20 protein-coding genes and 1 pseudogene are annotated in these 13,746 nt (G+C 50.4%); 19 read left to right on the top strand and 2 right to left on the bottom strand.

Features of this window, described 5'->3' with window-relative positions:
* The first annotated feature begins 422 nt into the window (after positions 1-422).
* The 6 genes from BLR97_RS19235 to rho all read left to right on the top strand — a co-directional run bounded on the left by BLR97_RS19235 (position 423) and on the right by rho (position 4,428).
* Positions 423-1,172 carry a hypothetical protein gene (locus BLR97_RS19235; protein ID WP_089708509.1) on the top strand — a complete coding sequence of 250 codons (750 nt, stop codon included), beginning with the start codon at positions 423-425 and terminating at the stop codon, positions 1,170-1,172.
* A 94-nt stretch (positions 1,173-1,266) separates the two neighbouring features.
* Positions 1,267-1,749 carry a hypothetical protein gene (locus BLR97_RS19230; protein ID WP_089708507.1) on the top strand — a complete coding sequence of 161 codons (483 nt, stop codon included), beginning with the start codon at positions 1,267-1,269 and terminating at the stop codon, positions 1,747-1,749.
* A 79-nt stretch (positions 1,750-1,828) separates the two neighbouring features.
* Positions 1,829-2,347, top strand: a complete 519-nt coding sequence (locus BLR97_RS19225; protein ID WP_089708505.1) for an AAA family ATPase — start codon at positions 1,829-1,831, stop codon at positions 2,345-2,347.
* Positions 2,348-2,405: 58 nt separating this feature from the next.
* Positions 2,406-2,873 carry a GNAT family N-acetyltransferase gene (locus BLR97_RS19220; protein ID WP_089708503.1) on the top strand — a complete coding sequence of 156 codons (468 nt, stop codon included), beginning with the start codon at positions 2,406-2,408 and terminating at the stop codon, positions 2,871-2,873.
* A gap of 90 nt (positions 2,874-2,963) precedes the next feature.
* Positions 2,964-3,416 carry a hypothetical protein gene (locus BLR97_RS19215; protein ID WP_089708501.1) on the top strand — a complete coding sequence of 151 codons (453 nt, stop codon included), beginning with the start codon at positions 2,964-2,966 and terminating at the stop codon, positions 3,414-3,416.
* A gap of 55 nt (positions 3,417-3,471) precedes the next feature.
* The gene (rho, locus tag BLR97_RS19210) at positions 3,472-4,428 is read left to right on the top strand and encodes a transcription termination factor Rho (RefSeq protein WP_089708499.1); all 957 of its coding nucleotides are present in this window, start codon (positions 3,472-3,474) and stop codon (positions 4,426-4,428) included.
* Positions 4,429-4,489: 61 nt separating this feature from the next.
* Here the strand turns inward: rho and BLR97_RS19205 are convergent, their stop codons facing one another.
* Positions 4,490-5,686: a DEAD/DEAH box helicase gene (locus BLR97_RS19205; RefSeq protein ID WP_089708497.1), complete on the bottom strand. Its 1,197-nt coding sequence runs from the start codon at positions 5,684-5,686 to the stop codon at positions 4,490-4,492.
* 153 nt (positions 5,687-5,839) lie between these two features.
* Positions 5,840-6,304 carry a redox-sensitive transcriptional activator SoxR gene (gene soxR / locus BLR97_RS19200; protein ID WP_089708495.1) on the bottom strand — a complete coding sequence of 155 codons (465 nt, stop codon included), beginning with the start codon at positions 6,302-6,304 and terminating at the stop codon, positions 5,840-5,842.
* 104 nt (positions 6,305-6,408) lie between these two features.
* Here soxR and BLR97_RS19195 point away from each other — a divergent pair, with 104 nt between their 5' ends.
* The 13 genes and pseudogenes from BLR97_RS19195 to BLR97_RS19140 form a co-directional block, all read left to right on the top strand.
* Positions 6,409-6,846: a VOC family protein gene (locus BLR97_RS19195; RefSeq protein WP_089708492.1), complete on the top strand. Its 438-nt coding sequence runs from the start codon at positions 6,409-6,411 to the stop codon at positions 6,844-6,846.
* Positions 6,847-6,898: 52 nt separating this feature from the next.
* Positions 6,899-6,991: pseudogene (locus BLR97_RS20125) on the top strand (cob(I)yrinic acid a,c-diamide adenosyltransferase); the annotation flags it as partial.
* Positions 6,992-7,290: 299 nt separating this feature from the next.
* Positions 7,291-7,536 carry a type II toxin-antitoxin system CcdA family antitoxin gene (locus BLR97_RS19190; RefSeq protein ID WP_089708491.1) on the top strand — a complete coding sequence of 82 codons (246 nt, stop codon included), beginning with the start codon at positions 7,291-7,293 and terminating at the stop codon, positions 7,534-7,536.
* A complete protein-coding gene (locus BLR97_RS19185; RefSeq protein ID WP_089708489.1) occupies positions 7,536-7,835 on the top strand; it encodes a CcdB family protein in 300 nt (99 codons plus the stop codon). Before BLR97_RS19190 ends, BLR97_RS19185 begins: the two co-directional genes overlap by 1 nt.
* A gap of 75 nt (positions 7,836-7,910) precedes the next feature.
* The gene (locus tag BLR97_RS19180; RefSeq protein WP_089708486.1) at positions 7,911-8,276 is read left to right on the top strand and encodes a cupin domain-containing protein; all 366 of its coding nucleotides are present in this window, start codon (positions 7,911-7,913) and stop codon (positions 8,274-8,276) included.
* Between the two features lie 244 nt (positions 8,277-8,520).
* The gene (locus tag BLR97_RS19175; protein WP_089708484.1) at positions 8,521-8,943 is read left to right on the top strand and encodes an MAPEG family protein; all 423 of its coding nucleotides are present in this window, start codon (positions 8,521-8,523) and stop codon (positions 8,941-8,943) included.
* Between the two features lie 286 nt (positions 8,944-9,229).
* A complete protein-coding gene (locus BLR97_RS19170) occupies positions 9,230-9,652 on the top strand; it encodes a Replicative DNA helicase (protein ID WP_089708483.1) in 423 nt (140 codons plus the stop codon).
* A 10-nt stretch (positions 9,653-9,662) separates the two neighbouring features.
* Positions 9,663-10,148, top strand: coding sequence for a YehS family protein (locus tag BLR97_RS19165; protein WP_089708481.1), 486 nt, complete (start codon positions 9,663-9,665; stop codon positions 10,146-10,148).
* 131 nt (positions 10,149-10,279) lie between these two features.
* On the top strand, positions 10,280-10,723 hold the full coding sequence (locus tag BLR97_RS19160; RefSeq protein WP_089708479.1) for a hypothetical protein: 444 nt from the start codon (positions 10,280-10,282) through the stop codon (positions 10,721-10,723).
* A 66-nt stretch (positions 10,724-10,789) separates the two neighbouring features.
* A complete protein-coding gene (locus tag BLR97_RS19155; protein WP_089708477.1) occupies positions 10,790-11,344 on the top strand; it encodes a hypothetical protein in 555 nt (184 codons plus the stop codon).
* Between the two features lie 298 nt (positions 11,345-11,642).
* Complete coding sequence (locus tag BLR97_RS20050; RefSeq protein ID WP_211605215.1) at positions 11,643-12,074, top strand: GFA family protein; 432 nt, start codon at positions 11,643-11,645, stop codon at positions 12,072-12,074.
* Positions 12,075-12,248: 174 nt separating this feature from the next.
* Positions 12,249-12,779, top strand: a complete 531-nt coding sequence (locus BLR97_RS19145) for a GNAT family N-acetyltransferase (RefSeq protein WP_089708473.1) — start codon at positions 12,249-12,251, stop codon at positions 12,777-12,779.
* A 216-nt stretch (positions 12,780-12,995) separates the two neighbouring features.
* Positions 12,996-13,746, top strand: a 751-nt coding sequence (locus BLR97_RS19140) for an IS30 family transposase (protein ID WP_089708471.1), incomplete at its 3' end; no start/stop codon positions are given.

Raw genomic sequence — 13,746 nt, 5'->3', positions numbered from 1 at the left:
ACGCCCGTCGCATCACGGTGCATCTCGGCGATGCCGCCGACAAATGGTGGCCGACCTTGCTGAAGGGCCTGCCTCGGCTGACGGCCCTAGCCTGACACTCGGCATCACATGAACCAATCAGCCAGCAGAGCGGCCACAACGAAGGTCGGCGGGCGCGGCTGCGCCAGTGCTCGATATTGATGCTTATAAGGTATGAATGGACGAGTTGTGAGTCGGATAAGGAATAGACTACCCGGCTATCAAGTGGCTTGATGACGTTGAAGTAGGCCGGTACCGGCAATCCCGCGGTTCAACACCCCCATTCGGCTTCCTGATGAATGAGGCGGGCTAATGCATAACGATGCGCTGCACTCGGATAAATTATTCGCTTCGTTCCTAATTTACCGGTGAGCGCAGCTTTAAATTTCCTAGGGGCCACGAGCATGTCAGAATGGGACGATGATATCGCGGCGCTTGATATGAGCGACGTTGAAAAGAACGGCCTACAGACTTATCGAAATTACACAAAGGCATTCGAGAGGGAGCAGGCGAAAAATTTTGCTGCCGAGGTAAATTCCGAACCTCATGATGTTTCGAGGTTGAGAAAGGTATGCGATGCAATAGCATCGGATGATGAACGGCTTATCCCGGTAATAGCTTGCGCATTTGCTGACGAAGCACTTGATGAGATGTACAGGCGTGAGATACCGAAGGGTATCCCAGGAGGTAGAGACAGTCTCTTCTCGGGCTATGGGCCATTCTCAAGTCTGTCAAAAAGAATACAAGTTGCCTGCGCTTTTGGCTGGATGAGTGAAGATATACTTAAAGACATGGATTCGTTGAGAAAGGTCAGGAATAAATTTTCTCACTTATGGGACCATGAGTCGCTATCAGGCTATGCAGAGAGAGCCCCAACCACCGATATCACTCCTATCGAAACAATGTTCAAAGAACATGAGGAGCGATTGCTCTTGTCTGGGGTTGATAACCTAGACGCCCTTGGTCGCCTTCGAGTCCGGACTATTTGGCTTCTGGGTAGGCTATATTATGAGGCCTTACTATATCCAATGGCCATAAAGAAGCGGCTACAACCATGTATAGTACTCTATGGAGAACATCAGCCAGCTCTGTTGTCAAGGGTCTCTGGAGTGTGTAGTGAATACACTCGGAAAGTGCTTAATGAAAAAATTTAACAATGCCAGGTACGGCGACGTCTTTTTCGTTGCGGCTTCGCCTCCACTACAAAGTCGCGCATGCTGGCCGCGTTAAAAATGCCAAGGAGTCTGTATGCAGGAAGTATATGAAAGGGTTTTCGTAACGGATGCGACATCCTGCTTGTCTGGCTCTGATGGCGTAGCGGTCGTTCACGCATGCAAAAGCCCATGTCATCAGCGGGCTGTTGGATACACGGGCAAGCTTCCGAATTCTCATCCAAACTACTTGGTCTTGGAGCAAGGTTCGGATCTGTATCTCAACATAATTGATCCACCGGTTCCGTTGTTTATGCCAGCACTATTCTCCAGCTTTTTGGATTTCGCAAAGAAGCACTGGGATGACGGAAAAAAATTGGTTATTCACTGCAACCAAGGTGAGTCTCGTGCCCCATCTCTGGCCTTGTTGTTCCTTGCCCGGGCTCTTACCGTTATCGATGATAGTTCATATAACTCTGCGCGTGATGAGTTTCAAAAGCTCTATCCCCGGTACCAGCCTGGCAAAGGGATTCAAACCTATTTCACTCAGAATTGGGCTAAGCTTGGTCAGGATTTTTAACAAGGCGCAGCAGTTCGCGGCCGATGGCCGCCGGACGTCCCTGACGGGCCGCCGCTGTGTTTCGCGTTAGGTCTCCACGATGCATATTCTTATTACCGGTGCAGCAGGCTCCGGAACCAGCACACTTGGCAACGCTCTCGCTAATGATCTGAATGCCTCCTTCTTGGAGGCCGATGACTTCTATTGGTTAAAAACTGATCCGCCGTTCACAAAGAAAAGACCATTAGAGGAAAGGTGTAGACTGATGATGTCGAGCCTGGAAAGTTATCCTAACGCAGTTGTCTCAGGATCTGTAATGAAATGGGGTGAGCAAATTGAGAATGCTTTTGATGTGGTGATTTTTCTTTATGTGGAAGCCCATATCCGATTGAAAAGGTTGCGTGAAAGAGAGATATATCTTTTTGGCGCTGCAGATCCCGACTTCCTGGAATGGGCGGCACAGTATGATCAAGGCACTGCGCCAGGAAGAAGTCTCGCTAGACACCAGGCATGGCTAGAAAAACGCTCATGTCGTGTCATAAAACTAGAAGGGGCTATGTCAGTATCTGAGCAAATAGAAATTTTAAGGCAGAAAGGTCTAACTAGGCACGTCATTTGACCCCGGAATTGCTGCCGCTCTTCGGGAGACTATTGAGCTTCGGTGTTAGGTAAAAATCATGAAAACCTTCCCTCTCGCTGACAAAAAAGAATTCATCCCGGAACTGGCGGAGCTTCACCATGCAGAGTGGAAGCATTTCAACCCGTCGCTTTCTATGGAAGGACGAGCCACAGCCATCGCAGAAGCGGCGGGGCGAGAGGGCATTCCTTCCATCTTCATTGCAACGTCGGGAAGTGAGTTGGTGGGTTCAGCGGCCTTGGTTCAGCAAGATATGGCGACCAGGCCCGAACTATCGCCTTGGCTGGCGGCTGTTTATGTAAAGGAAGGCTTTCGGCATCAAGGCGTCGCAACGAGGTTGATCGCTCGATGTGAGCGTGAGGCAGCTCACTCAAAGGCTCATACCTGGTATCTTTATACAGAATTCGCTTCTGGGCTCTACGAGAAACTCGGCTGGCATCATATGGCGCGTTGCGACTATAGAGGCGTAATGGTTAATGTTATGTATAAACAGGTTGCCAGTGCGTAGGCGTAGCGAGCGTGCCGGTCTTCCTGAGTGGCCTTGTCCCAGTACTTGCTTCACTGTCACAACACATCGCGCCAACAATAGAGCGATTCCATGAAACCCTTTTCAATCTTACTGATAAAGATGCTGGGGCTTTACCTCAGCCTTAACGCCTTCTTTTCCGTGGTTCCCGCTATGTTGAGCCCGAATTTGAAGGAAAGCTTGTCTGGCGACTTGTTGCTCATCCTCATCGCGACGATCGTGGTGCCGATCGTTGGGGGCATCGTGCTGTGGTCTTCTGCAGGCGCGCTGGCGAACCGCATCCATGGTAACCATGAATCCCCTATCGATGTGAAAGACAATGCGTTGGTACGGGCTGGTACTTTCCTGATGGGGGTGTTTTTACTGGTGCAGCACGTTGGCAGTTTGATCAGTCGGTATGCGGCGTCCGGTGATATCGCCTATGGGTCACTGGTGGTGCTGGTCATCAGCCTCTTCATGGTGTTGGGCACTGGTTTTATTGGCAGCCTGTACCAAAAACTCAAATACGTGGGCAGTACAACATAACCTGATGATCAGCTATTTTATAAATTCAAGTTTTTCAAGGCGATAAATCCATATTATGACGAGAAAAACACTAGGCTTGAAGGCGAAAAGACAGATAGATGCCAAGCCCGCCGACGAAGTTGAAGATCAATTCCCTAATGATCCCGAAAAACGTTTTTTAAATGGCGTCGCTGTTCATCCTTCCCCACGCATTTATTTAGAGCCTGGTTCTAAGCAGATTACTGCGCGGGCGATGGATTTGATTACGCCCATTGGGATGGGGCAACGAGGGTTGATTGTTGCGCCGCCAGGCTCTGGCAAAACGACGATGTTAAAACATATCTGTCAGGCCGTGGCAGAAGCTCATCCTGACATAAAGCTGTATGCCTTGCTGATTGATGAGCGCCCTGAAGAAGTGACTGATTTTAAGCGCAGTGTGTCGGCAGACGTACATGCATCGTCTTCAGACGAAACCTACACACACCATGTGCGTATGGCCGATAAGCTTCTTGAGACGGCGCGTAGGCAAGCAGGCGAGGGTCATAATGTGATGATTGTGATCGATTCTCTTACCAGACTCTCTCGCGTTCATAATTCGGAGCAGCGTGGCAATGGCCGCACTATGTCGGGTGGACTGGATTCCCGAGCGATGGAAATACCGCGAAAACTGTTTGGCGCTGCGAGGAAGATCGAGAACGGCGGATCGCTCACCATTCTGGCCACCGTACTGGTGGATACGGGAAGCCGTATGGATCAGGTGATTTTCGAGGAGTTCAAGGGCACGGGCAATATGGAACTGGTGTTATCCCGGGAAGTGGCCAATCAACGGATTTTCCCGGCGATCGATATTGCTAAAAGCAGTACCCGTCGTGAAGAGCTGTTGATTGATGCAAAGGATATTGAAAAAGTAAGGACATTGCGTAGGGCTTTGACAACGCTTAAGCCAGTAGAAGGCGCGCAGAAGTTGCTTGCGTTATTGGATAAATATCCAACGAATGCCGAGCTGTTAGATGAGTTTTTACCAGCCTCGTGAAATGTCTATAATAAAGAAGCTCACCTTTGATTTTTTAAGAGGTGAACTTCTGTGGTAAGTATTAACGATTACTTTGTTTGTTATAGTTTAAGTTTGACTCGGGTACTGCTTTGCGAACCGGAAAGCCTGAAATCTCTTTGCGCTCAATAATGCTTTTTAACCGTCTTTCAATGGCACAAAGATTTTTAAAGTCACTCATGTCGACTAAAGAGATGGCTTCCCCTGAGGCGCCCGCGCGGCCGGTTCGGCCAATGCGGTGGATGTACTCTTCTGGCTTAAAGGGTAAATCATAATTCACCACACGGCTCAGTTCGCCAATATCCAACCCCCGAGCGGCGACGCCGGTGGCCACCAGGTACTTCAGTTCGCCGGTTTTGAACTGAGCCAGAATCTTTTCGCGCATCGCTTGGCTTCTATCGCCATGAATGGAATCCGCTGTGATGCCGCGTTTTTCCAGTTGAGCAACAAGCTTGGCTGCATTGTGTTTTTTCTCGGTAAAAATAAGCGCCTGATCCCATTTTTGTTCGTTGATCAAGTGGCTCAACAAGGCGGATTTCGTGTCTTTATCGACGGTGATTAGCCATTGTTGGACATTAGCGGCGGCGCGGATGTTGGGAGAAATGGATATTTCAGCCGCTAGATCGGTCATCTTGCTATCTGAAAAATCGTAGGCGAGGGCGCGCACGTCGTCTGTCATTGTGGCCGAGAACAGTAGGTTCTGACGGTCTTCAGGTAGGCGCTCTATGATTTTATGGATATCGTCGACAAAACCCATGTCGACCATTCTGTCCGCTTCGTCCAATACCATGACGTTAAGTTCATCAAAGTGCAGTGCACGCTTATGTGCCAAATCAAGCAATCTGCCCGGCGTGGCGACCAGAATATCCACTCCTTTGATTAGGCGTTCTTTTTGAGCTTCGGTATCCACACCGCCATACACAGCCATCGAGGTTAGGTGCGTGTGTTTAGCGTATTGAGCCACATTGGCTTCGACCTGAACCGCTAGCTCACGGGTCGGCACGAGAATGAGCGCACGTATGCGTTTGCCGCGCAGCGCTTCCGCGTGACTGAATTTTTCCAGCAGAGGCAGCACAAAGGCAGCGGTTTTGCCTGTTCCTGTTTGTGCGGTGGCGATTAAGTCGTTACCCGAAAGAATGGCAGGAATCGCTTGTTCCTGGATGGGGGTTGGGGTGTTGTAACCTAGTTCGGTAATCGCTTGAACAAGAGGACTGGATAATCCTAGTTTTGCAAATGGCATAAGGCGCCCTGACAGATTGTCGTAAGGTGTGTCGAAAAAAAGTAAAAGCAGCCGACCGCTGAAGCGGAGGCTAATTGAGGCGCTAGAAGCCCATCCTTGGCGTCACAATTCTAACATCAACCAGCATCAGGCGGTTTGTGCACGTTAACTGGTTTATCGATCCACCCCAGCCAACTGCTCAGCCTGATCCAAAAGCACCGGCCCACTACCGATTTCTGCTAACTGGTCGTCCGGGTTATAGAGCGGGCAACTGGTCATGCTCAGGCAGCCGCAGCCGATACAGCCTGCCAGGTTATTACGCAGCTTTTGCAGATAAGCAATCCGGCCATCAAGCATCTGCTGCCAGTTTTTTGAAAGCTGTTGCCAGTCTTCAACCGTCGGTGTGCGGTTATTGGGCAGTGATTCAAAGGCTCGCTTGATCTCATCCAGGCTAACGCCGACTTTCTGCGCTGCTTTAATCACCGAAATTCGCCTTAACACTTCTGGTTTATAGCGGCGCTGGTTGCCCGCATTGCGCCAGCTTTGGATCAGACCTTGTTGCTCGTAAAAGTGCAGGGTGCTGACGTTAATGCCGCAGCGCTTTGCGACCTTACCAACACTCCAAATTGCCTCTGCCATCACGCGCTCCTGAATCTTTTGTGCCATTTTTTTCCAAAAACGGCTTTACCTCAAGTGAAGTTGAGGTTTTATCCTGCTATTTCACTTAACGCAAGGAGACACTTATGTACTTGGAACACGTTAATCTGGTGGTTGATGATATGGATGCCATGCTGGATTTTTACCGCGCTGTATTCCCGCATTGGCGAGTACGCGATGAAGGCCATGGCGAGTGGTATGGCAAACCGCGTAAATGGGTGCACTTTGGTGACGACGAACATTACCTGGCGCTAAGCGATCACGGTGAAGGGGCAAACCGCGATTTGAAAGGCCACAGCGTTGGGCTTGCCCATTTTGCCTATGTGACCGATAACCTTGATGCCGTTGTGGCCAGATTGAATAACGCTGGTTACGCCATTGCCAAACCCGGAGCTGTAGAGCCGTTTCGCAAAAATGTCTACTTTGTCGATCCGGCCGGGTTTGAGGTGGAGTTTGTCGAGTATCTGAGCGATATCCCGGCCGAGCGGAATTTAAACCGCGATGCGCAGGAATCAGTAACGTAGAGAGAGGGGGCAACAAGGAGCACAGCCTGGCGTTGATGCGGTTCAAATAGAAATTGTTTGCGCCGATATCGTCACCGAAATGAAAGCCGTCAAACACGCCTTCAAAGGCCATGGAATCAAAGCCCAGAAGGGCAATGAGCTATAATGACAACCACCGATGCGTAGTTGAATGAGCGCAACGTACTTGGGCTATCGCACCCATGGCCGTTGCTATGGCGCTTGTCAGAGCACAACTTGTTGCGCGATCAGCGGCTATCCTGCCACCGAAAATCATCGCCCACCAAATTCTGGTACCTTGCCCCATTTCGCCACGCTGACCAGCTGCGTTAGCCGCCATACTGATAAGGTTAAAGTGTCGTTAGGCAAGACCTAACGCTGCAGAGTTTTGATGTGCAATAAATATGCGCATATAATTGGTGCATAATCCTGTGCAAGGACTGAACCATGCAAGCTGCTGACGTTACGAAACCTACCCGAAAGCCAACGAACCTATCGCTAGATAGCGCACTTCTCAAAGAGGCAAAAGCTCTGGGAATCAATGTCTCGCGGTCTGCAGAGGCGGGTATCGCGGAGGCTGTGAAACGGCATAAACAGGAGAAGTGGCTTAAAGAAAATGCCAGAGCCCTGGCAAGCTCGAACGCATACGTTGAAGCTAACGGTTTACCTCTCGCACGGCACCGTCAGTTCTGATGGCTCGTTTCGATATCTTTGAAAATGAGGGTGGGGCTGGCTATCTGCTGGATGTTCAGTCAGACCTACTCAGCGACTTGAACACCCGAGTTGTCGTGCCACTGTTGCCCAAATCCTCTGCGCCGTCCCCTGCCCAGCGGCTAAATCCTGTATTTAGCATTGAGCGTCAGGAGCTAGTAATGGCCACTCAGTACATGGCTGCTGTACCCGAAGGTGAATTGCGTTCTGGCGTTGGTAGCCTTGCTGAGCAGCAGGATGAAATCTCTGCAGCGTTGGACATGCTGTTTTTGGGCTTTTGATGTAAAGAGCTTGGGCTGTGGCCGCTGAAGTGCGCTGCTGAATGTTGGCTTTACTGCAATTGAAAAGGGGGTCGGATGAACTATCAGGCGATAAACTTCAAAAACAAGCTCGGTCTCTTCAACGAGCAGTGGTCACCTAAGGTGATTGCTGAAATGAATGACTATCAGTTCAAGGTTGTTAAAATCCAGGGCGACTTCGTATGGCATGATCACAAGGACACCGATGAGACGTTCATCGTGCTTGAGGGTAGCCTCAGAATCGATTTCAGAGATGGGCATGTGAATCTTTCGGAGGGAGAAATGTATGTTGTTCCTAAGGGAATCGAGCACAAGCCTTATGCAGAAAATGAAGCGAAAGTTTTGCTTATCGAGCCGCGGGGCGTTGTGAATACCGGCGAGGAGACTGGTAGCCAAACGGCTGAAAACGATGTTTGGATCTAAAGCAATTACAACCGCAGGCGTGGTGACGTCTTTTCCCTGGCAGCCAGAAAGCCTGAACATGTGAATCTGTCTAAGGAGCTGGTTGACTTGAATGTGCCGCCTTCATCCACTGGTCAAGGATAAAGTCGGCCAGTTAAACCGCTAGACGATGTGTAAACAGGCCAACCACCAGATGCCAATACCTCTGCTACGCTATGGCTTTGCCACCGGTAATGGCGACATTACCAATTAACGAGGAGGCACCATGGATCAGGCAGAGTATTGGTACGCGTTAGCCACCGTGCTGCTGTTCTTTAAGATGTTTGCGATCTCCGCTTATCAGGGGGTTCATCGAATCGGGAAATTGACCTTCAAGACCCCGGAAGATGCGGCTTTAGCTGGGCAGAAGGCCGCCAAAGAGGAGCTGCCTCAAGTTCAGAGAGCCGCCCGAGCTTGGTTAAATGACCTTGAGAATATACCCATTTTTCTTGCCTTGGGTGTGGCATACATTTTGGTGGGTGCGTCTCCAGGTTTGGCCGCTTGGCTCTTCCCCGTGTTTACGGTAGCCCGCTATCTACATACATTATTTTATCTGGGCGGAATACAGCCTTGGCGAACGGTGGCGTATCTAGTTGGAGTGGCATGCTTGTTCGTCATGAGCTTTCAGATTCTCTTTGCGCTCGCTTAACAAACCTGGTCTCTCGTACCGCAATGCGGCGTGCCTCTAATCCGTCATCGCGCAAGCTGTGGCGAAGTCGGTCACACGTGAGGCCGACTGCGTTAATTCAGAAGCACTGCTGGAAAGTGAAAAGTAACATCCACAATCACTAAAGCGGCAAAATGATCGCCCGTAGGGCCTTCCCCAAAGGTACAATGGCCGTGGCCACCGCAGGGCGGCTGCGCTGCATATGTTTATTTATAAGCAGGTTAATAAGTCAGTTTTTAATTTTTAAATAGAGAATAGGTAATGGTTAATGATTAATACTAAAATATATAAGGCGGTTTACGAACTCGCTGAAAAGCTAATGAAGGCCGCTGCCAAAGATGACCGCGCCACCTTTGAAGCGCTGTATGCCGAGTTGCAGGCGATTTGCATTGATAACGAGAACACCGATAAAGATCACCCAGAGCAGTGGGAAACGCTGGCGGACTTTACCGAAGAGCTAGAAGATGCGTTGCCGATTTACCAAAAGGCGCTTGATAAGGCTATCGCTGAGCAATCGAAAGACCATATAGCCTCCATCGGTTTTTCCATGGCGACGTTTCAAGTTGAATTAGGCCAAACGGACGCTGCTATTTCAAGCTTGCAACAAGCCCAAGCCAGCGCCCAGGGCATTGAAGATAATGATCTGAAAGCAGAAATTGATGAGCTTCTCGAAAAACTAACCACCGGCTAGGAACCCTATTTTGACCAATAACGATATTTTTCGCCGCATCCGTTACACCTTTGATTTAAAAGACAACACCATCGTGGATATCTTCGCCCTGGCAGAGGTCAGCGTGACCCAGCCGCAGGTAACGGCCTGGCTGAAGAAGGATGACGATGACGCCTTTGTCACCATGAAGAACAAAGAGCTGGCGGCGTTCTTGAACGGGTTTATCAGCTTCAAGCGTGGCAAGCGCGAAGGCCCCCAGCCAGCGCCGGAAGCGCAGTTGAACAATAATATGGTGTTCCAGAAGCTGCGCATCGCGCTGAACATGAAAGCGGACGACATTCTGGAAGTCTTTGCACTGGTCGGGCTACCGTTGAGCCACCATGAGCTCAGCGCCTTTTTCCGCAAGCCGGGCCACAAGAATTACCGCGAGTGCAAAGACCAGATGCTGCGCAATTTCCTGCTTGGTGTTCAGCGGCAGTTGCGGCCAAACCAGGATGCTTCAGGCTCTGAGTCCTGAGCTTCATCGCCTGAATTCATATAATAGCTGCAGCACTTTGTATCATACGGTATAGGCGAGCTGCGGCTTCGATGTGACGTTTTAACAGCTGTCGAATCGAGCGGTTATTGGCGGTCTAACAGGAGAGTGTAATGTCTATAGATCCAATGGCGGTATGGGCGAATATGACATTGAAAATCTGGCCTGAACGCTACTGGATGCTCGATCTTAGCGATACATCCGCTCAAGATGTGGCTAACGTGTTCGTGGCAAGCGATGCTCGGTACAGCTGTTTAATTCGCGATCAGGCAGGTGTATCCGCGATTGTCGATGAGGCAGCCGTTGAACGCTTAAAAACTGAAGTCTCTATAAGAGATAGCTTCGGCCCGTTTCGAGTCGTATCAACGGATGGCGAGCTTCCTTTCGATGTGATTGGTTTTCTCGGCCCTGTTTTGCGTTTGCTCAATGAACAAGGCATCAAAGCTGGCCCGCAGTGTGGTGCAGTATTCGATCACCTGTTCATTTATGACCGGGATATTGAACGCGCCATGGCGCTCCTAGAGGATTTCATTAATCAGGCTAGGCAGAGTCAATGAGTAGCTTTGACAAGTCACTCAACAAGACGTCTGAAGCCTGGTTAGATTAGCCGTAGGCATGACACTGTGACTAGACTCCCAGATTTCGCTAGCCACTACTACTTGCGAGAGACTGGCCCGTTCCGAAGTCTCTCAGAGCTTCCTGGTGGCTCAGAAGATCCTGTATTTCTTGATCTCCTGACTCGTCACCAGCGTGAAGCTGGCTATCAACGCCGCTACGGTAGGAATTACATAGGCGTCCGACGTGAGGTTGAAGCTCGGCTGCGTGAACTCTTTATTGCGAGGGGAGGTAAGCCGCGCCGCGATCATCCCTTCTATATGGTACTTGGAGAATCCCCTTGGTTTCGTGACCTGAACGCGAACCAAGGTGAGCTTAGAATCCCTCTCTCGGAGCTCGATCCTGAAGTAACGTCTTTGACTTACCCGGATAGCTTTATTGCGCTAACCCGAGACGACAAGCCTTATTACAATCAAGTGTTTCTGCTTAGCGAGGTGAGTAAGCTGGTTACGCGCTTCGGAATTCCTGCCAATGATCACGTGATTCCTTACGAGCGCTATTGGGAAACTGATTTTGAGCTCTATATCGAGGTGCAGCTTTGGGACACTCCCGGTGATTGTTAACCCAGCTTCAAAGCCTAGAAAATGATATAAATTCAATCGTTTGCGATCAGAGTCAGCAAGGCGGTACCGTCGCTGCGAACGTTAAGCATCCAAACAGCATTGCTGCTTCCTTCAAAAGGCTAGGGTTGAGGTACTACCGACGCGAAGATATTGCATCAATCTTTGAAAGCTATACAGGCGATGTAGGCTCAGCAAAGTGCCTTGCGCGGCTGCCTCACACGGAAACCGAAAAGATGCTCAAAAACCCTTTCCATTCCTGAGAGTATGGGGTTAACAGGCAAGTGTATTTGGGTTGTAGATGTCATCAGCAGTGAGCCATACGAGAGGCTTTCCAGTGATTAAGCAAGTAGGCGGATTTGAGATTCAGGTTAAGCACAAAGCTACCTGCCACTGCGGGATGGTGGAGCTCGAACTCGATCTGCCTGAGGGTCTTGTTGACCCGAAAAGGTGTAACTGCTCTATTTGCAGGCGCAAAGGCGCTGTTATGGCCTATGTACCATTGAGCGGTCTTCGCATCCTCCGCGGCGCCGAGCATCTAAAGCTATATCAGTTCAATTCGGGCGTCGCAAAGCACTACTTCTGTTCAAACTGCGGCATCTACACCCACCACCAAACGCGTTCGAACCCCAATGTGTATGGATTCAATGTCGGGTGCTTGGAAGGCGTTAACTACTGTGACTTGGATGATGTACCGGTTAGCGATGGTATCAACCATGAATCTGACCTGTAGCGGAGAGCTAGGAAGTGCTAGTGCAGCGTGCCTACCCGGTTGGTTAAATCCGGGTATCGAGGCTGCTTTGGGATACTCCATCCATATTCATCGCCTGAAAGATGATATAAATTAAAGTCATTTCGTACGGAAGCAGTGGAATTGCGTTGTTGTGGTGATGTAAAGGATCCAAACATGATTACGGCCTCCAAAAGGCTAGTTTTGAGGTACTACTGGCCTGACGATATTGCCCCAATCTTTAAAAACTATACGGGTGATTTAGGCTCAACAAAATACCTTGCACGGCACCCTCACACTGAAACCGAACAAACCGAAAAGATGCTCCAAAATCTTTCCGTTCCTGAGAGTATGGCGTTAATGGGCAAGTGTATTTGGGTTGTAGAAGCCATCAGTGAGGGGGCTGCCGTAGGTCTGGTAACCGTCATAAAGAGCGATCAGTCAATGGTTGTTCACTTTGGTATCGGTAGCCCATATAGAGGTCGTGGGTACGCAGCAGAGGCATTGGTGCTTACCGCACAGCATTTGCTCGCAGAAGATCACGCAATAAGCGTTAACACCTTTACTGACGTCGAAAACGTCGCTGCTCAAACGGCTTTAGCCAACGCCGGTTTTGTATTCACAACAAGAGTCGAAAAGTTTTATCAGGCCCCGCAATTGAACGGCGAGTATAGGGACGTTTTCCACTACGAATTCAGGGCTCAATAGAGGCTGGGCAGTTGCCGCTTGTTGCGCAGAGTTGGCTTTCGAAAAAATACTTCGATGTCATCAGCAGTGGGCTGTACAGGGGGCAGTGATCAAACAAGTGGATGGCGTTGAGATCCTGGATTCATAGAATAACCGCAGCACTTTGGATCACACAGTAGAGGAAGGAGGGTCAGCGCCGGTACCCTCTCGACTTTACCGACCAAAGTGAAGCAGAGCATGGGATACCGACAGCTGACCCAGGCCCAACGATACCAAATTTTTGCTTATCTTGAGACCGGCATCAGCCAGCGACAAATAGCCAAGGCGATTGGGGTTCACAGCAGCACCATTAGCCGGGAGATAAAGCGCAATGGGCTTAAGACGGGCTATGCGCCTGAGCAGGCGCAATCGAGAAGTGATCAGCGCCGACGCAGCGCTTGGAAAGTGACGAAGCGCCTGCCCAGCCTGATGCGATGGGTCATTGATCAACTGATGGACGAATGGAGCCCCCAGCAAATTAGTGGTTTCATGGCGAATGCCAACGGCGTTTGCGTAAGCCATCAGTGGATCTATGCGCTAGTCTGGGACGACAAGAAACGCGGCGGCGAATTATGGAAGCAACTCCGGCTACCGCGCCAGCGGCGCTATCAGCGCCGATTGGCTAAGCATGCTGGATTGGGCAAGATCCCACACCGAGTGGGCATTGAACAGCGCCCCGATGACGTGGAAGAAAGGCGCCATATCGGCCATTGGGAAGGCGATACGGTACTCAAGGGCCACAAAGAATCCGGCCTGGTAACCCTGGTCGAGAGGCGCAGCGGTTACCTCTTGGCGGCGCGCCTGCCGACGATCACGGCCACTGGAACGGCCAAGGCGATGACCCGGTTATTAGAACCACGCCGAGGCGCAGTGCAGACCATCACCTTGGATAACGGTTCGGAATTCGCTGAGCACCGACAGGTTGCCAAGGCCGTCTCGGCCAAGACCT

This window comes from Vreelandella arcis (genome assembly GCF_900103865.1).
Classification (GTDB): Bacteria; Pseudomonadota; Gammaproteobacteria; order Pseudomonadales; family Halomonadaceae; genus Vreelandella; species Vreelandella arcis.
The sequence above is the reverse complement of the archived record's forward strand: the minus strand, read 5'-3'. Positions and strand labels throughout refer to the sequence as shown.